The sequence below is a fragment of the Lentibacter sp. genome, from assembly GCF_965658795.1.
Taxonomy (GTDB): Bacteria; Pseudomonadota; Alphaproteobacteria; order Rhodobacterales; family Rhodobacteraceae; genus Lentibacter.
This window is the reverse complement of record NZ_CBFHTG010000004.1, coordinates 132,384-149,888: the sequence shown is the minus strand read 5'-3', so window position 1 is coordinate 149,888 and position 17,505 is coordinate 132,384. Positions and strand designations below refer to the sequence as shown.

Genomic DNA, 17,505 nt, shown 5'->3' with positions numbered 1-17,505 from the left:
CGTCAGGCTGGCCAAGCTGTGGCAGGGTCAGCTTTGCAGCTGTTCCCACATTTCGATGTCGCGCTTGTCTGTCCAGATGCGCGGGTGGTCCAGGCCGCGTGCTTCGTCATAGGCGCGGGCCACGTTGAAGGGCAGGCAGTGTTCATAGATCGCGTAGTCGCTGAACTTGGGGTCACATTCTGCGCGGCAGGCGTCCCATGCTTCTTTGAGCGAGCCGCCGCGGGCGGCCACGCGGGCCACGGGGCGGTAGGTGCTTTCCACAAAGTCGCGGGTGTTTTCGATCGCGGCGTTGACCATCTCTTTGCCAACGAGCGCGTCGCCACGGCCCGGGGCGATGGCATCCACATCAAACCATGCGATGTTATCAAGCGTGTTGCCCCAGTCGGCAAAATGCCCGTCGCCGCAGTAGCAGGCAGAGTGATATTCAACGATATCGCCTGTGAACATGACGTTCTGATCCGGCACATGGATGACGGCGTCGCCCGCTGTGTGGGCGCGGCCAAGGTGCATGATATCGACGCGGCGGTTGCCGAGATAGACGGTCATGCTGTCAGAAAATGTCGTGGTCGGATAGGTGAGGCCGGGGATGCTCTCGTGGCCTTCAAAGAGGCGCGGGAAGCGCTGGAACTCGCTGTCCCAGTCTTCCTGACCGCGCTCAACCACCATGGAGCGGGCTGTGTCGGACATGATGACCTGTGGTGCGCCATAAGCCGAGGCCCCGAGCACGCGCACGGCGTGATAATGTGTCAGCACAAGGTGGCTGATGGGCTTGTCGGTGACGGAGCGGACCTTTTCGATCACCTTGTTGGCGAGGCGCGGGGTGGCCTGCGCCTCGACGATCATCACGCTTTCATCGCCAATGATGACGCCGGAGTTGGGATCGCCTTCGGCGGTAAAGGCCCAGAGGCCTTCGCCGACCTCTTCAAAGGTGATTTTCTTTTCGCTCATGTCGCCTTGCGATGCGAATGCTTTTGCCATGGTGTTTCCTTCTGTCTGTCTGTTCGCGGAGTTAGCGTTTGTAAGGGTCTGCGAGGGCGGGCAGGAGCGTGCCTGAACACTCGCCAAAGCCGATGGTGTAGCCTTGGCCATGGGCCGCGCCATGCAGCGTGAGCGTGTCGCCATCCTCAAGGAAGCTGCGGGTTTCGCCTGTTTCAAGTGTGATCGGCTCTTTGCCGCCCCAGCTCAGCTCCAGAAGGGCGCCGCGCTGGTGCTTCTCAGAGCCAGAGATTGTGCCTGAGCCGAGCAAATCGCCCGGATTCATCGGGCAGCCCGATGTGGTGTGATGGGCGAGCTGTTGGGCGGAGGAGTAATACATCTCTTTGTAGTTGGTTGTGGCAATGGTGCTCGTGGCCTTGCCCTCAGGGGTCAGTGTGACGGTGAGGTCGATGTCATAGAGCATCGGGCCGCAATCCTTAAGGTGCGGCAGCAGCTCTTTTTCGCGCTTGGGCGTGTCGGTGCGGAACGGCTCAAGCGCGGCTTTGGTGACGATCCACGGGCTGATGCTGGTGGCGGTGGCCTTGGCCTGAAACGGGCCGAGCGGCTGGTATTCCCAGGCCTGAATGTCGCGTGCGGACCAGTCGTTGAGCAGCACGTAGCCAAAGATCATGGCGTCGGCTTCGGCCACGGTGACAGGGCCGTCAGAGGGGGTTCCGACGATGGCACCCATCTCAAGCTCAAGATCAAAGCGCGCGGAAGGGGCCCAGCGGGGGGCGTCATCGGTCGGGCCTTTGAGTTGGCCCCAAGGGCGGCGGATATCGGTGCCCGAGACCACCACCGAAGAGGCGCGGCCGTTGTAGCCGATGGGAATGTGCAGCCAGTTGGGCGGCAGGGCATTTTCTGCGCCGCGAAACATGGTTCCGACATTGGTTGCGTGGTTTTTGGAGGCGTAAAAGTCGGTGAACTCGCTCACAAGGAACGGCAGGTGCATGTCGGCATCGGACTGGGGCACAAGCAGGGCCTCAACCTCGGCTTGCTCGGTTGCGCCTTCGGCCAGAAGCTCTGTGAGGCGCGCGCGCAAGGCAGCCCAAAGCGCGGGGCCTTCTTCCATGACTTCGTTCCAGAACGGAACATCAAAGAGCGGTGCGTCTGACAGGCTCACGAGGCCGGCTTCTTCGGCTTGCGCCATATCAAGGATCATATCGCCAATGGCGACGCCACAGCGCGGGTCTTTGTCGGCTGTTGAGAAGACGCCGTACGGCAGGTTGTTGAGCGGGAAGGGGGCATCGGGCGAATTGGCCGAGGCGACCCATGATTTCAGAAGTGACATTGGTATTCCTTATTTCTTACCTGGGGTGCCGTCGAATTTCTTTTCGATGTCGGACCAGCAGTCGATGTAATCGTCCTGAAGCGGGGCTTCGTTGGCAGCGAACCCTGTAAGGTGCTGAGGGAAGCGGGTTTCGAACATGAAGCTCATGGTGTTGTCGAGCTTCTCGGCCTTGAGCTCGGCATTGGACGCGCCTTCAAAGGCGTTTTTGTCTGGGCCGTGGGGCAGCATCATGTTGTGCAAGCTCATGCCGCCGGGGATGAAGCCTTTTGGCTTGGCGTCATACTGGCCGTAGATATTGCCCATCAGCTCGGACATGATGTTTTTGTGATACCATGGGGGGCGGAAGGTGTCTTCTGCCACCATCCAGCGCTCGCGGAACAAGACAAAGTCGATGTTGGCTGTGCCGACCTGCCCCGAGGGGGCGGTGAGCACGGTGAAGATGCTGGGGTCTGGGTGATCAAACAGGATCGAGCCGACGGGGCAATATGTGCTCAGGTCGTATTTAACAGGGGCGTAGTTGCCGTGCCATGCCACCACATCAAGGGGCGAGTGGCCGATCTTTGTTTCGTGGAACTGGCCGCACCATTTGATTGTGACGGTGCTGGGCGCATCGCGGTCTTCAAAGGCGGCGACAGGTGTTTTGAAGTCGCGGCGGTTGGCCATGCAGTTGGCACCGATGGGGCCACGGCCCGGCAGCTCGAACTTCTGGCCATAGTTTTCGCACACGAAACCACGCGCGGGGCCTTCGAGCACCTCGACACGGTAGAGGAGGCCACGGGGGATGATGGCGATCTCTTGGGGTGCGAGATCAATGATACCAAGCTCGGTTGCGAACCTCAGGCGGCCTTCCTGTGGCACGATGAGCAGCTCTGAATCGGCTGAGTAGAAGTAGTCATCCACCATGCTCTCGGTGACAAGGTAGATGTGGCTCGCCATGCCGACCTGTGTGTTGACATCGCCTGCTGTTGTCATGGTGCGCATACCTGTGAGCCATGTGAGCGGCTGGTCAGAGTGCGCAACGGGATCCCAACGGTATTGACCAAGCGAGGTCACATCAGGGTCGATATGGGGCGCTGACTTCCAGTAGGGCAGGTCAATTTTTGTGTAGCGGTGCGAGTGCTTTACGCTGGGGCGGATGCGGTAGCACCATGTGCGCTCGTTCTGGTGGCTGGGGGCGGTGAAGGCTGTGCCGGAGAGCTGCTCGCCGTAGAGGCCGTAGTTGCACTTTTGTGGAGAGTTCATGCCTTGGGGCAGCGCGCCGGGGAGGGCTTCTGTCTCGAAATCATTGCCAAATCCGGGCATATAGCCTGCGTGTGTCTCGCTCTCGGAGGGGGCTATTGTGAAGCCTTTGGGGGAGGGTTGTTTGTTCATTCTGCGTCTCCAGTCGAATTTGGTTGCACAAATAACAGTTGATTTTGTAACTAACAACCAAGGGAGACGCGTTGATGACAAAAAAAGATGACTTTGAGCTGCAGAATTTCCTGCCCTATTTGCTAAACCAAGCCGCAGAGGAAAGCAGCCTTGCGTTTCAGAGTATATACAAAGACCGCTACGGCATGTTGCGTACGGAATGGCGGGTTCTGTTTCATCTCGGTGTTTACGGGAAGCTGACGGCCAAAGCGATTTGCGAGCGCTCCAAGATGCACAAAACCAAGATCAGCCGCGCGGTGGCGCGCCTTGAAGACCGCCGCTTTTTGACACGCGAGCGCGATGCAGATGATCGGCGCCAAGAATATCTGGAGCTCACACCTGCAGGGCGGGCGGCCTATGTCGAGCTGCGGGGGGTGGCGATGGACTATGATGCCAAGCTGGCGGAGGCTTTTTCTGAAGGTGAGGTCGACATCCTGCGCAAACTGCTAACGCATTTGGCAAAGCTATGAGTGATCCGCTCAAGGGGCTTCTCATCACCTTGATGGGCGTGTTGTTTGTGGTGCCTGACAGTCTGTTTATCAGGCTGATTGATGTGCCCCCGTTGGAGATATCCTTTTGGCGCGGGCTGAGCACCGGGGTGCTGGTGCTTGGCTTTGTTGTGTTGCGAAGTGGTGTGCGCCCTATCGGCGCTGCGCTGCGCGGTGGGCCATATGCTTACCTCTATCTGGTGGCGATGAGTGGCACAGGGATACTCTTTACGCTGGCTGTCAGCCATACGAGCGTGGCAAATGTGGTTTTCATTCTTGCGTCTATGCCTGTTTTCTCGGCGCTGCTCAGTTTTGTGGTGATGGGCGAACGGATGAGCCAGCGCATGATGGTGACCATGCTGGCGGTGTTTCTCGGCCTTGGCATTATCACCTATGGATCAGGCGAAACGCATGGCGCGAGCCTCAAGGGCGACCTCTTGGCGGTTTGCGTGTCTTTTGTCTTTGCTGTGGCGCTCACGGCGGCGCGGCGGGTGCGCAGTGTTTCGATGGTGCCGATGCTGCCTGTGGCCTATCTTGTCTCGGCGCTTTGCCTTTGGCCTTTTGTGCAGCCGCTCCAGCTTGCGCCTGAGCAATACTCCCTTGTGGCTCTGCACGGGCTGTTTATCGCGATCAGCTCTATCGGGCTGGCGCTTGGGCCGCGCTACATTCCGTCGGCCGAGGTGGCTTTGCTGATCCTGCTGGAATCTGTGCTTGCGCCCTTGCTCGTCTGGTTTGCGCTGGGCGAAGACCCTGGGGCATATGCGCTGATCGGCGGGGCTGTTGTGATCGGGGCGCTGGGGCTGTCCAACTTGCTGGTGCTTATGCGCCGTCGCCCTAAAGCGGCCCCGATTGGTAAAGCCGCACCTTAAGCCCGCCATGAGGGATGTAGGGGCCAGCGGACAGGTTGAGACCTGTGGCCTTGGCCAGGGATGCCTCTGTGGTGATGATGGCCACGCGCCAGCCTTTGAAATCGGTCTTCAGCTTGGTGCCCAGTGAGGCATGAAGCGCAAAGAGCGGCTTCTTGTTGCCAATGCGCCCGCCATAGGGCGGGTTGATGATGACAAGCCCGGTGGGGCCATCGGGGCGGGGCAGATCAGAGATGGAGGCGCAGCTGAACTGTGTGTGCGCTGACACACCTGCCGCTTCGGCATTGCGCCCACTCATGGTGATGGCGCCTTGGTCACGATCAGAGCCGTAAAAGCGTTGCTCGGTGGTTTTGGGTGTTACGGCGCTGCGCAGAGTGTTCCATGCGTCCGCGTCAAAGCCTGCCAGTGTTTCAAAGGCAAAGCTGCGGCTGCGGCCCGGCGCAAGGCCCATGGCGATCTCGGCGGCCTCGATGGGGAAGGTGCCCGAGCCACACATGGGGTCAAGCACCGGCTCCTGGCCCGTATAGCCCGCTTCGCGCAAGAAAAGCGCTGCCAGTGTTTCGCGCATGGGGGCTTTGTTGACCGCTTCTTTGAAGCCGCGTTTGTGCAGGCTCTCGCCTGATGTATCGAGGCTGAAGGTGACAAGGTTGTCATCAATCCGCGCCTTGAGTGTCAGGGCGGCTTCGGGTGAGACGGGTGCGCCCAGCGTTTCTTTGATAGCGGTCTCAATGCGCTGGGCGGCAGCGCCTGCGTGGTAGATCTTGGAGCGCTTGTTGGTGCTCACCTCGACACGGACAGGGACATCGGGGCGCAGGATATCGGCCCAAGGAAACTTGCGCGCGCGTTTGTCGAGCTGGGCGAGGTGAAAGGCGCGAAACGCGCCGATGCGCACCAAGACACGCACGGCACCGCGCAACATGAGGTTGGCGCGCCAGACCTCGCTCCAGCCACCTGTGACCTCGACCCCTCCAGCGACAGGGCGGGCAGGGGTAAAGCCGTGTTCGAGCGCTTCGGCGGCGAGAGCCTTTTCCAGCCCCGGAGGGCAGATCAGGAAAATATCAAATGATGTGCTCACTTAGAAATCAACGCTGACATTGGGCAGCTTGAGGGATTTCATCATCTCGCGCAGCTCCTGGCGCGCGGCGATGTTGGAAATGTTGAGTTTTTGCACGCCGACATCCTTCAGATCAAGCAAGGTAAGGCCTCGCGGGAAAAGCTCGCGGAAGATGACGCGTTCGTTGAACCCCGGTGCGACACGAAATCCGATACGCGCGGCGAGCTTGTCAACGGCGCGCTCCATCTTCTCTTTGTTCACCATGCGCTGGGCCCCGAGGCGGTTGCGCATGACAACCCAGTCAATCGGCTTGAGCCCTGCCTGTGCGCGCAGCTGGCGGGCTGACCAGACCATCTCGGAGTAGACCGACGGGCCAATGATCTTTTCGCCTTCGGCATCGATATGGGCGAGCAGATCAAAGTCGATGAAGCTGTCATTGAGCGGGGTGACAAGCGTATCGGCGAGCGAATGGGCCACTTGGCTCAGCCGCGTGTGGCTGCCGGGGCAATCGATCAGGATAAAGTCGTTGTCAGGCTCAAGCGTGGCCACGGCGGCTGACAGCCTGTGGTCATAAATGTTTTCGCCCGGTTTGAGCTGGGATTGGTCGATTTCGGGGAGCTCGTGATATTCCGGGGTGGGCAGCTCAAGGCCTGCCTTGGCACAAAAGGCGACACGGTTTTCAAGGTAGCGGCCAATGGTCTTCTGGCGCAGGTCCAGATCGAGCACAGAGGTTTTGTGCCCCAGTCGTGACAGGGCTGTTGCGATGTGCATGGACACGGTCGATTTGCCCGCGCCACCTTTTTCATTCCCGACAACGATGATGTGCGCCATGGCCCTTGCCCCTTGCAGTCATTGTGCGCTGCATCTTCTGTGCGCAGCGCTCTGGTCTATCGATCTGTTTATATGGGCAGTGCAGGCAAAGGGGAAGCGTAAGAAAGACGTTACGTTTCGAAATGGCAGGGCTTGGCAACTGGGCGCGATAGCGCTAGCGTTCCGCCAGCCAACCCGACCAACAGGGTTGCAAAAAGGGAGAAATATTATGAACACAGTTGCAAAACTGGCGGCGACAGCCGTTGCGTTGAGCTTTGCCACCGAGGCCGCGGCCACAGAATGGAATGTTTCCGTCTGGGGCAAGCGCCGTGCTTTTACCGAGCATGTTGAGAAACTGGCGGAGCTTGTCAGCGAAAAGACAAATGGCGAGTTCACCATGAATGTGAGCTACGGCGGTCTGTCAAAGAACCGCGAGAACCTTGATGGTATCTCGATTGGTGCTTTCGAGATGGCCCAGTTCTGTGCGGGCTATCACCGCGACAAGAACCGCGCGATCACTGTTCTGGAGCTGCCGTTCCTTGGTGTGAACACTCTCAAAGAAGAAGTGGCTGTGAGCCATGCTGTCTATGAGCATCCAGCCGTTATCGAGGAGATGGCGCAGTGGAATGCCAAGATCATCATGACCTCACCCATGCCGCAGTATAACATTGCCGGCACAGGCGAGCCCCGTGACGAGCTGGCCGAATTTGAAGGGATGCGCGTGCGCGCGACAGGTGGTATCGGCGAGGCTTTCAAGGCCGTTGGCGCGGTGCCCACATCTGTGACGTCAGCAGAAGCCTTTCAGGCGATGCAGTCAGGCGTTGTGGACACGGTCGCATTTGCCCAGCACGCGCACTTGAGCTTTGGCACGATCAATGAGGCCACGTGGTGGACTGCCAACCTCAACCCCGGCACGGTGAACTGCCCTGTGGTTGTGAATATCGATGCCTATGAAGCCTTGTCAGATGCCGAGCGCGAGGCGCTTGATAGCTCGATCCCTGAGGCGATTGATTACTATCTCTCAAACTACGGTGAGCTTCTCAAGAAATGGGATGATATCCTTGTCGAGAAGAACGTGACCAAAGTAGAGATCAGTGACGAACAGCTGGCCGAGTTCCGCAAAGTGGCGGCTGACCCGATCCGCGATGCCTGGATCGCTGACATGAGCGCTCAGGGGATGCCCGCGCAAGAGCTTTACGACCTTGTCGTGAGCACGCTTGAAAAAGCGAAGATGAGCAACTGATCATCTGAAGAGCAGGGCGCGCCATAGGGTGCGCCCTGACCATTTTATTTAGAGGCGAAACACATGGCAGGTGCATCACCCGTCTTGGAGGATGGCTCGTTTCTGAGCCGTCTCGACCGAGGTTTATTAAAAGTTGAGCAATTTATGGCGCTGGTGGCAGGTTTGGCGATTTTCTCGCTGATGTTGCTGGCTGTTCGCTCTGTGGGCGGGCGTGTGACGATCAACGCACCTTTGTCTGGCTATGTTGACTGGATCATGCAGCTGATGCCTGTGATTGCTATTTTTGCGGTGTCATATGCGCAGCGCGATGGCACGCACATTCGCATGGATATTTTGGTGAGCCGTTTGAACGCGCGGGCGTTGTGGCTCTTTGAAATGATCTCGGTGCTGATGATTTTTGGTCTGATGCTCTTGCTGCTTTGGGGCAGTTGGGCACATTTTGAGCGCTCCTTTGACTTTGGCGCGCCGATGTGGAGCCGCGATTCAACCATCGATATCGGTCTGCCGATCTGGCCTGCAAAGCTTGTCGTGCCTGTGGCCTTCGGCGTTTTGTCGCTGCGGCTGATGATACAAATATTTGGATATGGCCGCGCCTTTGTGCGCGGTGACGAGGCGCCTGTGGCGGTGCCTCTCGTGCTGAGCGCGGCAGAATTGGCTGCAGCTGAAGCCAAAATTCTTGAAGAAGGGGGCCGAAATGGAGCCGATTGAGATTGGCCTTTGGGTCACCGGGGGGCTTCTTGTTCTCGTCGTTCTGGGGATGCGCGTGGCTTTTGCCGCAGCGCTTGCGGGCCTTGTTGGCCTGTTTTTGATCTTCTGGTCAAAGAAGGGGTTTGACCCGGAAGATATCGGCTGGGCGATCACGGTTGCTGCGAAAACGGCGGGGCAGGTGCCCCACTCAAAGGTCGCCAGCCATGAGCTGAGCCTCATTCCGACGTTCATCCTGATTGGCTATCTGGCCTATTATGCAGGCCTCACGCGCGCGCTGTTTGAAGCGGCAAAGCGCTGGATTGCCTGGGTTCCTGGTGGTCTGGCTGTGAGCACGATCTTTGCCACGGCCGGCTTTGCGGCTGTGTCTGGCGCGAGCGTTGCAACGGCCGCTGTCTTTGCGCGTATTGCGATCCCCGAGATGCTCAAGATCGGCTATAACAAGCAGTTCGCGGCGGGTGTTGTGGCGGCGGGTGGCACGCTTGCGAGCCTTATTCCGCCTTCTGCTATTTTGGTGATTTACGCCATTATTGTTGAGCAGGATGTGGGCAAGCTGCTGTTGGCAGGCTTTGTGCCGGGCGCGTTTTCGGCGATCATCTATGCTCTCATCATCATCGGGATTGCGCTTGTTTTCAAGACAGTTGGCCCGCCTGTGAAGGGGTTCACATGGCGTCAGCGCTTTGAGAGCTTGCCTGCGGCGATGCCTATTTTCGCTGTGATTTTCATCATCATCTGCTTTGTCTACAACCCGTTTGGCGACAAGGCCTGGGGCACGCCCACGGAGGGCGGGGCGCTTGGGGCGTTTATCGTTTTTCTGATGGCCTTGTATCAGGGTATGCGCTGGCCACAGCTTAAGGCCGCTCTTCTGGAGACAGCCAAGCTGACGGTGATGATTTTCACCATCATCTGGGGTGTTCTGATCTATGTGCGCTTCCTCGGATTTGCAGATTTGCCGGGCGCTTTCTCTGATTGGATCACCTCGCTCGAGATGTCGCCGATGGTTATTCTTGTGTGCATCCTGCTGGCCTATGCGGTGCTGGGGATGTTCATGGATGCGATTGGGATGCTGTTGCTGACATTGCCTGTGGTTTATCCTGCGGTCATGGCTCTGAACGGGGGCGAAAATGTTGCCGCTGCTGACAGTGCCTTCGGGATGTCAGGGGAGATGTGCGCGATCTGGTTCGGGATCTTGGTGGTGAAGATGGCAGAGTTCTGTCTCATCACCCCTCCGATTGGTCTCAACTGTTTTGTTGTGGCAGGCGTGCGCGATGACCTGACGGTTCAAGACGTGTTCAAGGGCGTGACACCATTCTTCATTGCCGATGGTCTGACCATCGCGATGTTGGTGGCCTTCCCTGCGATCGTGCTGTGGTTGCCTTCCTTGGCATAAGCCAGCATGTGGTAATATGTGTAGACATATTATTTTTAAGTCGGTAGTTCTTCCTGCAATATGGCAGGGAGAAAGACTATGAGCACGCTCGTTTTGACGCCAATGCAGGTGAGCCTGCAAGACCTTGAGCAGGTGTACCGCAGTGATGTAGCCGTGCGGCTTGACCCGGCTTGCAAGCCTGCTGTCGAGTTGGCGCAAAGCCGTATTGAGGCCGCAGCGGCGGGCAGCGCTGCGGTTTATGGCGTGAACACGGGCTTTGGCAAACTTGCCAGCGTCAAGGTTGCGCCCGAAGATACGGCCCAACTTCAGCGCAACCTTATTCTGAGCCATTGTTGCGGTGTTGGTGAGCCGATGCCCGAGGCGCATGTGCGTCTGATGATGGTGCTTAAGCTTATTTCCTTTGGACGGGGTGCATCGGGCGTACGGTGGTCTCTGGTGTCGCTTCTTGAGGGCATGTTGGAGCAGGGGGTTATCCCTCATGTTCCCGCGCAAGGCTCTGTTGGCGCATCGGGTGATCTGGCCCCCTTGGCCCATATGGCCGCCGCAATGATGGGCGAGGGCAAAGTGCTGTATCAGGGCAAGCTTATGCCCGCTGCCGAGGCGCTTGCGCAGGCGGGGCTTAGCCCCGTTGTGCTTGGGCCCAAAGAGGGTTTGGCCTGTATCAACGGCACGCAATTTTCCACGGCCTATGCGTTGGCTGGCCTCTTTGAGGGCTGGCGCGCGGCGCAATCTGCGCTGGTTATCTCGGCGCTTTCGACGGATGCGATCATGGGGTCTACAGCGCCCTTACAGCCTGAAATTCATACACTTAGGGGCCATGCAGGGCAGATCGAGGCGGCGAGCGCTATGCGTGACCTGCTGGAGGGATCGGAGATCCGCGAGAGCCACCGTGAGGGGGATGCGCGCGTGCAGGACCCTTACTGCATTCGCTGTCAGCCACAGGTGACGGGCGCGGCGATGGATGTGATGCGCCAAGCGGCGAGCACGCTGTTGATCGAGGCCAATGCGGCCACGGACAACCCGCTTGTTTTGACCGAAGCGGGGCTGATCGTGTCGGGCGGAAACTTCCATGCAGAGCCTGTGGGCTTTGCGGCTGATATGATCGCTTTGGCGCTCTCCGAAATCGGGGCGATTGCGCAGCGGCGGGTGGCGCTTATGGTTGATCCGACCTTGAGCTTTGACTTGCCGCCCTTTCTGACGCCGAACCCCGGCTTGAACTCGGGGCTGATGATTGCGGAAGTTACGACTGCGGCTTTGATGAGCGAAAACAAACACTTGGCGAACCCGACCGTGACAGACAGCACGCCGACCTCGGCCAATCAGGAAGACCATGTCAGCATGGCGGCGCATGGTGCGCGGCGGCTGATGCAGATGGTGCGCAACCTTGAAACCATTCTGGGCGTAGAGCTTCTCTGCGCCGCGCAAGGTGTTGAATTTAGGGCACCTTTGGCCACGAGCGCCGCTTTGGCGCGGGTCATTGCAGGGTTGCGCGCGCGGGTCGCGACGCTGGGAGACGACCGCTATATGGCCGACGATCTGGCCGATGCGGCAGCGCTTGTGCACGATGGAGCGGTGACGGGGGCGGCGGCCACGGCGCTTCCACAGCTGGGCTAGGCGGCGGCCACCGCACGGGTGGGTTAACACGGGATTTCAGGCTCAAAACGGGGGGTGACTTGCGTGCACCGGGCGTGCACCCCCCGTGCACCGGCGATAGGTTAATTTCTGTTAAGGAAATTTGGTTAAGGCACCGTGCGCGCGCGGCGCTTTTGCGTGGCGGTGTTCTGCCCCCAGCCAGCATCTTTGGATCAGCCCGAAAGACTCCGTTGGCGCAGCCTGATTTGCCCAAAAAATGGGCGATTTAAGAAACTTCCCCTAGACGTGAAGGTTAATTTGTAAAGACTGGGGGCGCGAACTGTCAGAATGAATTCGAGAACGGATAGAAATTGTGACTTTTATTCAGTAACTTACGTTTCCGAGGGAGGGATACATGCCAGTTAAACCACCAATTACAAGTTTACCTATTCGCGTGGCAGCTGCGGGATTTTACCGTGGTTTCACCAAAGATGTGGCGATTACGGCCAAGATTTTGGTTGGTGCCCTGATCTTATGGGCCATCGCGTTTCCAGATCAGGCGGCCTCGGTTCTGGGGGCGCTCAACACGATCATTCTGGGGGCCTTTAGCTACTGGTATGTCTACGTCATGGCGTTCTTCGTCATTCTCTGTTTTGCGCTCGCGCTTTGGCCCACGGCGGGCAGGATGCGGCTGGGGCATGAGGATGACAGGCCCGAGTTTTCCAACTTCTCGTGGTTCTCGATGATGTTCGGGGCAGGGATCGGCATCGGGATGCTGACCTTTGCCACGGCTGAACCGATGTATCACTGGGCCAAGAACCCGAGCACCATTATGGGGCTGACCGAGGGCAGCACCGCGGGCAATGTGCGGGACGCTTATGTCTGGTCCTTCACCCACTGGGGGCTGGCAGCCTGGGCGTCTTATGCCATTGTTGGCTTGGCGCTCGGGTATTTCTCTTACCGCCGTGGCCTGCCGCTTACGATCCGCTCGGCGCTGACGCCGATTTTCGGCAAATCCCTGTCTGGCCCCTTGGGCCATGCGGTCGATGTCGTGGCGGTTGTGGCGACGGTACTGGGCGTTGCGCAGACGCTGGGCTTTGGTGTGGAGCAGTTTATCTCGGGTCTGTCGCGGATCGGGGTCGGAGACTGGCTCTTTGACACAGCGGCCGACGGGACGCGCTCATCCTCTACACTGGGCATTATTGTGGCTCTGACCGTTATCATGGGGGCTTCGACACTGTCGGCGCTGTCGGGTGTGGGCAAAGGCATCAAATGGCTCTCGAACATCAACATGGGGCTGAGCTTCTTTGTCTTGGCGTTCTTTGTCATTTTTGGCTCCACGCTCTTTGGCCTCACAGCGCTGTTCTTGGGGATCTGGGATTATCTGCTGTCGATTCCCGGCAATATCTTCACTGTCTGGTCGGCTGACGGCACAGAGACGGGCGATGCCTTGTCCGGGTGGCAAGGGGGCTGGACCATCTTCTATTGGGCATGGTGGATTGCCTTTGCGCCGTTTGTGGGCGTGTTTTTGGCGCGTATCTCCAAGGGCCGCACGATCCGCGAGTATGTGCTGGGCGCCATGATCATCCCTGCGGTGATGTGCTTTGTGTGGTTTGCGCTTGTCGGTGGCACAGCGATTGACCTTGAGCTTTCAGGGGAAGCGGGCGGCGCGATTGTGGGGGCGGGTCAGTCAGACCAGCTCTTTGCGATGCTGGCTGTGATCCTGAGCGAGCCGCTGGCCTATGCGATGTCGGTTCTGGTGGTCATCCTGTTGCTGACCTACCTTGTGACATCGGCGGACAGTGCTGTCTTGATCATCAACACCATCAATGCTGCGGGCGACGAAGGCCCCAAGGCACGGCCTCATATCCTGTTTTGGGGCGCGGCTCTGGCGTTTGTTGTCGGTGGGCTGATCATCGCCGGAGGTTTGGGCGCGATCCAGACTGCTATGGTGATCGGGGCGCTGCCCTTCAGCTTTGTGATGGTTTTGATGGGGGTTTCGCTCATCAAGGCGATCTATCGCGACGGGATGCGCACAAAGCATGGCTTGGAAACAACCCATGTCGAGCCAAGCACGGCTGAGTGACGCTGCGCACAAGCAGAGTGCGGCCCTCCTGTGAAAGCAGGGGGGCCGTTTTCTTTTGGGTGCAGCTGTGTGTCAGATCACCGCTTGCTCAATGATCGGGGTGTTTGTGAGCACGCGTTCGTAGTGAAACGGGCTCAGATCAAGGCTGCGGTATTCACCATAGGTGAGCCACTCGGCGGTGCCGCGGCCCATGGCAGGAGATTGCTGAAGCCCGTGGCCCGAAAACCCGTTGAGAAAGAGGAAATTGCCGATCTCGGGGTGGGGGCCTGTGACGGCGTTTTGGTCAAGCGTGTTGTAGGCATAGTGGCCCGCCCACTCGGTTGTGACTTTGATCGCTTCAAACTGGGGAATGCGCGTGGCGATGATGGGCCAGACGTGGCTCTCCCAGAAGCTGTGATCCATGGCGAAGTCATCAAACGGGACGGCGGGGTCATAATCGGTGTGGCCGCCTGCCTGATAGACGCCCCCGCCGATTTCGCGCACATGCACGCCTGACGGGTCAATGGTGAGTGGCAGCGGGCGGTCGAGCGGCTCGGCGGCAGAGAACATCCATGTGAAGCGCTTGCGCGGCTCAACGGGCAGGGCGACGCCAGCCATGGCAGCTGTGACGGCGGCACGGGGGCCTGTTGCGTTGACGAGCTGGCCACAGGCGAGGGTGTCGCCAGAGGCGAGTGTGACGCTCTCGATGGCTGTGCCGCTGGCGTTTTTCGTCAGGCTCACAACCTCGCCTGCAAGATACTCGACACCTGCCTCGCGGCTGATGCGGCGCTGCCAGTCAAACACGGCTTGGCCATCAAAATAGCCTTCATCGACTGTGTTGATCGAGCCGAGGAGAATATCATCGAGCTGATAAAACGGGTAGGCGGCGGCGATCTCGTCGCGGCTCAGGAGCTGTGTGGCGGCGCCTGCGGCGACCTGCACCTTGTGGTTGGCGCGCAAGACATTGGCCATGGCCTCATCGGCGGCAAGGTACATATAGCCGAAATTCTGGATGGTGAGCGCGGGCACGCGGCTGTCGTTCAGGTGGTGGCCTAGGTTTTTGACATAGTCGGCGGCAAACTGCGAGATCTGCACATTGAGCGCCGTGGAAAACTGCTGGCGCATGCAGGAGTTGGTGTGGGAGGTGGAGGCAAACGCGTAGCTCGGGTCACGCTCGATGACGAGCACCTTGCCCTGAAAGTCGGGGTTCTGGCTGAGAAAACAGGCTGTTGAGGCGCCCATGATGCCGCCTCCGATGATGATAACATCATAGGCGCTGTGCTGGGGAGACTGTGTGTTCATCTTGGGGACTCTGCTGTTGGCTTGTTCTCAGACTGGCAGATTTAGGCCGAGGTGCAAGCGCTGTGAAGAGCAGAAATGCACGGCGCGCCTCTTGCGTATATTTTTCACTTTCGGGATGGACAGGGCGCGCGGCTCTGCGCTCATATGCAGGTGAGACACAGGGCGCAGGTGCCATCTTCGGCGCGCGCTTGAATGAGGAGGCCTTCATGTCAAAAGATCCGTTGCTCCAGCCCTTTCAGCTCAAGCATCTGACCCTGAAAAACAGGATCATGACCACAAGCCACGAGCCTGCCTACCCCGAAGACGGGATGCCCAAGGCGCGCTATGCGGCCTATCACGCCGAGCGCGCCAAGGCGGGTGTGGCGCTGGCAATGACAGCTGGCTCGGCGGCGGTGAGCAAGGATAGCCCGCCTGTGTTCAACAATATTCTGGCCTATAAAGACGAGGTCGTGCCGTGGATCACGGGGCTGACGGATGCCTGCCACGAACATGGCTGTGCGGTGATGATCCAGCTGACGCATCTGGGGCGGCGCACCACTTGGAACAAGGGCGACTGGCTGCCCTCTGTCTCGTCGTCGCGCCACCGCGAGCCTGCGCACCGTGCCTTTCCCAAGCTGATTGAAGATTGGGATATTGTGCGCATTATCAACGATTTTGCCGATGCGGCCGAGCGTATGAAGGCGGGCGGCATGGACGGGATCGAGCTGCAGGTGTACGGGCATTTGCTGGATCAGTTCTGGTCCCCGCTCACCAACGAACTTGTGGGGCCATATGGGGCGGATACGCTGGAAAACCGCCTGCGCTTTCCGATGGATGTGCTGGAGGCCATTCGCAAACGCGTGGGACAGGATTTCATCATCGGGTTTCGCTACACCGCGGATGAGGCCCAGAAAGGCGGGATCACCCCTGAGGAGGGGATCGATATTTCAAAGCGGCTGGCCGCGACGGGGCAGGTGGACTTTCTCAACGTTATTCGCGGGCGGATTCACACCGATCCTGCGATGACAGATGTGATTCCTGTGCAAGGTATGAAGAGCGCGCCGCATCTGGACTTTGCGGGCGAGGTGCGCCGCGCCACGGGGATGCCCACCTTTCATGCGTCGCGCATTCCTGATGTGGCCACAGCGCGCCATGCGGTGGCCTCGGGCCAGCTTGATATGGTGGGCATGACCCGTGCGCATATGGCAGACCCGCATATCGTCCAGAAGATCGTGGAGGGGCGTGAAGATGATATTCGCCCGTGCGTGGGCGCGACCTACTGTCTGGACAGGATTTATCAGGCCGGTGAGGCGCTCTGCCTGCACAATGCAGCCACGGGGCGCGAGCTGAGCATGCCCCATACGATTGCGCCGGCGCGCGCGCGGCGCAGGGTTGTGATTGTCGGGGCGGGGCCAGCGGGGCTTGAGGCGGCGCGGGTGGCCGCCGAGCGGGGCCATGAGGTGACCGTGTTTGAGGCCGCGCCCGAAGCGGGCGGACAGGTGCGCCTGACAGCCCAAAGCCCGAGGCGGCGCGAGATGATCGGGATTATCGACTGGCGTATGGCGCAATGCGCGGCGCGCGATGTGGACTTTCGCTTCAACACATGGGCCGAGGCGGGCGAGGTGATGGCGCTTGCGCCTGATGTTGTGATTGTGGCGACAGGGGGTTTGCCCCAGCTCACGCTCTTTGAGCAAGGCCGCGAGCAGCCCCATGTTGTGAGCAGCTGGGACATGATCGCGGGTGATGTGAAACCCGCCGAAACCGTGCTGATCTATGATGAAAGCGGGGATCACCCTGCGCTGCAGGCCGCAGAGGTTGCCGCAGCCGCGGGGAGCCGTGTGGAGGTGATGACACCTGACCGTGTCTTTGCGCCGGATATCATGGCGATGAACCTCGTGCCCTATATGCGCAGCCTGCAGGACAAGGATGTGACCTTCACGGTCACCCGCCGCCTGCTGGATGTGACGCGTGAGGGCAACAAGCTGAAAGCCACAATCGGCACAGACTATAGCGACCACAGCTATGAAGCGGAGTATGATCAGGTGGTGGTAAACTACGGCACATTGCCGCTGGACGAGCTGTATTTTGAGCTGAAAGAGCTGTCTTCAAACCTTGGCGAGGTGGATTATGACGCGCTGATTGCGGGGCGCGCGCAGGATGTTGTGCGCAACGCGGACGGTGCGTTCCAGCTCTTTCGCATCGGTGATGCCGTGAGCGCGCGCAACACCCATGCCGCCATCTATGATGCGCTTCGGCTGGTCAAGGATATCTGAGCCACGGGCTTGCGGCGCTGGCGGGGGCATATTATGCCCCACCCCAAACAGGTGGCGCGCCCGAGGCGGCGCGCAAGGGAGG

The 17,505-nt window shown here is 59.3% G+C and carries 14 protein-coding genes; 8 read left to right on the top strand and 6 right to left on the bottom strand.

The window, feature by feature from the left end; translation table 11 throughout:
* Positions 1-27: 27 nt before the first annotated feature.
* The 3 genes from ACTG3X_RS04525 to hmgA are packed head-to-tail and all read right to left on the bottom strand — an operon-like array spanning position 28 to position 3,637.
* Entirely contained in the window at positions 28-978 is a 951-nt protein-coding gene (locus ACTG3X_RS04525; protein WP_439110046.1) for an MBL fold metallo-hydrolase, read from the bottom strand.
* 31 nt (positions 979-1,009) lie between these two features.
* Complete coding sequence (gene fahA, locus ACTG3X_RS04520) at positions 1,010-2,266, bottom strand: fumarylacetoacetase (RefSeq protein WP_439110045.1); 1,257 nt, start codon at positions 2,264-2,266, stop codon at positions 1,010-1,012.
* Positions 2,267-2,275: 9 nt separating this feature from the next.
* Positions 2,276-3,637 carry a homogentisate 1,2-dioxygenase gene (gene hmgA / locus ACTG3X_RS04515; RefSeq protein ID WP_439110044.1) on the bottom strand — a complete coding sequence of 454 codons (1,362 nt, stop codon included), beginning with the start codon at positions 3,635-3,637 and terminating at the stop codon, positions 2,276-2,278.
* Between the two features lie 74 nt (positions 3,638-3,711).
* Here hmgA and ACTG3X_RS04510 point away from each other — a divergent pair, with 74 nt between their 5' ends.
* Positions 3,712-4,146, top strand: a complete 435-nt coding sequence (locus ACTG3X_RS04510; protein ID WP_439110043.1) for a MarR family winged helix-turn-helix transcriptional regulator — start codon at positions 3,712-3,714, stop codon at positions 4,144-4,146.
* Complete coding sequence (locus ACTG3X_RS04505; protein ID WP_439110042.1) at positions 4,143-5,033, top strand: DMT family transporter; 891 nt, start codon at positions 4,143-4,145, stop codon at positions 5,031-5,033. Before ACTG3X_RS04510 ends, ACTG3X_RS04505 begins: the two co-directional genes overlap by 4 nt.
* Here the strand turns inward: ACTG3X_RS04505 and ACTG3X_RS04500 are convergent.
* Together ACTG3X_RS04500 and ACTG3X_RS04495 are read right to left on the bottom strand one after the other, a co-directional pair.
* Complete coding sequence (locus ACTG3X_RS04500; protein WP_439110041.1) at positions 4,999-6,105, bottom strand: THUMP domain-containing class I SAM-dependent RNA methyltransferase; 1,107 nt, start codon at positions 6,103-6,105, stop codon at positions 4,999-5,001. The two genes, ACTG3X_RS04505 and ACTG3X_RS04500, sit on opposite strands and share 35 nt — an antisense overlap.
* On the bottom strand, positions 6,106-6,915 hold the full coding sequence (locus tag ACTG3X_RS04495) for a division plane positioning ATPase MipZ (RefSeq protein WP_439110040.1): 810 nt from the start codon (positions 6,913-6,915) through the stop codon (positions 6,106-6,108).
* Between the two features lie 208 nt (positions 6,916-7,123).
* On the opposite strand from ACTG3X_RS04495, the gene ACTG3X_RS04490 reads away from it, so the two are divergent.
* The 5 genes from ACTG3X_RS04490 to ACTG3X_RS04470 all read left to right on the top strand — a co-directional run bounded on the left by ACTG3X_RS04490 (position 7,124) and on the right by ACTG3X_RS04470 (position 13,890).
* Positions 7,124-8,137, top strand: coding sequence for a C4-dicarboxylate TRAP transporter substrate-binding protein (locus tag ACTG3X_RS04490; RefSeq protein ID WP_439110039.1), 1,014 nt, complete (start codon positions 7,124-7,126; stop codon positions 8,135-8,137).
* A gap of 63 nt (positions 8,138-8,200) precedes the next feature.
* Positions 8,201-8,845 carry a TRAP transporter small permease subunit gene (locus ACTG3X_RS04485; protein ID WP_439110038.1) on the top strand — a complete coding sequence of 215 codons (645 nt, stop codon included), beginning with the start codon at positions 8,201-8,203 and terminating at the stop codon, positions 8,843-8,845.
* A complete protein-coding gene (locus ACTG3X_RS04480; RefSeq protein WP_439110037.1) occupies positions 8,832-10,232 on the top strand; it encodes a TRAP transporter large permease in 1,401 nt (466 codons plus the stop codon). Before ACTG3X_RS04485 ends, ACTG3X_RS04480 begins: the two co-directional genes overlap by 14 nt.
* A 78-nt stretch (positions 10,233-10,310) precedes the next feature.
* Positions 10,311-11,846: a histidine ammonia-lyase gene (gene hutH, locus ACTG3X_RS04475; protein WP_439110036.1), complete on the top strand. Its 1,536-nt coding sequence runs from the start codon at positions 10,311-10,313 to the stop codon at positions 11,844-11,846.
* A gap of 373 nt (positions 11,847-12,219) precedes the next feature.
* Positions 12,220-13,890, top strand: a complete 1,671-nt coding sequence (locus ACTG3X_RS04470; RefSeq protein ID WP_439110035.1) for a BCCT family transporter — start codon at positions 12,220-12,222, stop codon at positions 13,888-13,890.
* Between the two features lie 72 nt (positions 13,891-13,962).
* On the opposite strand, the gene ACTG3X_RS04465 is transcribed toward ACTG3X_RS04470, so the two are convergent.
* Complete coding sequence (locus ACTG3X_RS04465; protein WP_439110034.1) at positions 13,963-15,171, bottom strand: NAD(P)/FAD-dependent oxidoreductase; 1,209 nt, start codon at positions 15,169-15,171, stop codon at positions 13,963-13,965.
* Between the two features lie 206 nt (positions 15,172-15,377).
* Here ACTG3X_RS04465 and ACTG3X_RS04460 point away from each other — a divergent pair, with 206 nt between their 5' ends.
* Positions 15,378-17,423 (top strand): FAD-dependent oxidoreductase, encoded by a 2,046-nt coding sequence (locus tag ACTG3X_RS04460; RefSeq protein ID WP_439110033.1) that lies wholly within the window; start codon positions 15,378-15,380, stop codon positions 17,421-17,423.
* Positions 17,424-17,505: the final 82 nt, after the last annotated feature.

What these genes read in the sequence shown, in the direction of transcription:
- ACTG3X_RS04525 (WP_439110046.1), bottom strand. Translation starts at nt 978, where the DNA reads ATGGCAAAAGCATTCGCATCGCAAGGCGACATGAGCGAAAAGAAAATC.
- fahA (WP_439110045.1), bottom strand. Translation starts at nt 2,266, where the DNA reads ATGTCACTTCTGAAATCATGGGTCGCCTCGGCCAATTCGCCCGATGCC.
- hmgA (WP_439110044.1), bottom strand. Translation starts at nt 3,637, where the DNA reads ATGAACAAACAACCCTCCCCCAAAGGCTTCACAATAGCCCCCTCCGAG.
- ACTG3X_RS04510 (WP_439110043.1), top strand. Translation starts at nt 3,712, where the DNA reads ATGACAAAAAAAGATGACTTTGAGCTGCAGAATTTCCTGCCCTATTTG.
- ACTG3X_RS04505 (WP_439110042.1), top strand. Translation starts at nt 4,143, where the DNA reads ATGAGTGATCCGCTCAAGGGGCTTCTCATCACCTTGATGGGCGTGTTG.
- ACTG3X_RS04495 (WP_439110040.1), bottom strand. Translation starts at nt 6,915, where the DNA reads ATGGCGCACATCATCGTTGTCGGGAATGAAAAAGGTGGCGCGGGCAAA.
- ACTG3X_RS04490 (WP_439110039.1), top strand. Translation starts at nt 7,124, where the DNA reads ATGAACACAGTTGCAAAACTGGCGGCGACAGCCGTTGCGTTGAGCTTT.
- ACTG3X_RS04485 (WP_439110038.1), top strand. Translation starts at nt 8,201, where the DNA reads ATGGCAGGTGCATCACCCGTCTTGGAGGATGGCTCGTTTCTGAGCCGT.
- ACTG3X_RS04480 (WP_439110037.1), top strand. Translation starts at nt 8,832, where the DNA reads ATGGAGCCGATTGAGATTGGCCTTTGGGTCACCGGGGGGCTTCTTGTT.
- hutH (WP_439110036.1), top strand. Translation starts at nt 10,311, where the DNA reads ATGAGCACGCTCGTTTTGACGCCAATGCAGGTGAGCCTGCAAGACCTT.
- ACTG3X_RS04470 (WP_439110035.1), top strand. Translation starts at nt 12,220, where the DNA reads ATGCCAGTTAAACCACCAATTACAAGTTTACCTATTCGCGTGGCAGCT.
- ACTG3X_RS04465 (WP_439110034.1), bottom strand. Translation starts at nt 15,171, where the DNA reads ATGAACACACAGTCTCCCCAGCACAGCGCCTATGATGTTATCATCATC.
- ACTG3X_RS04460 (WP_439110033.1), top strand. Translation starts at nt 15,378, where the DNA reads ATGTCAAAAGATCCGTTGCTCCAGCCCTTTCAGCTCAAGCATCTGACC.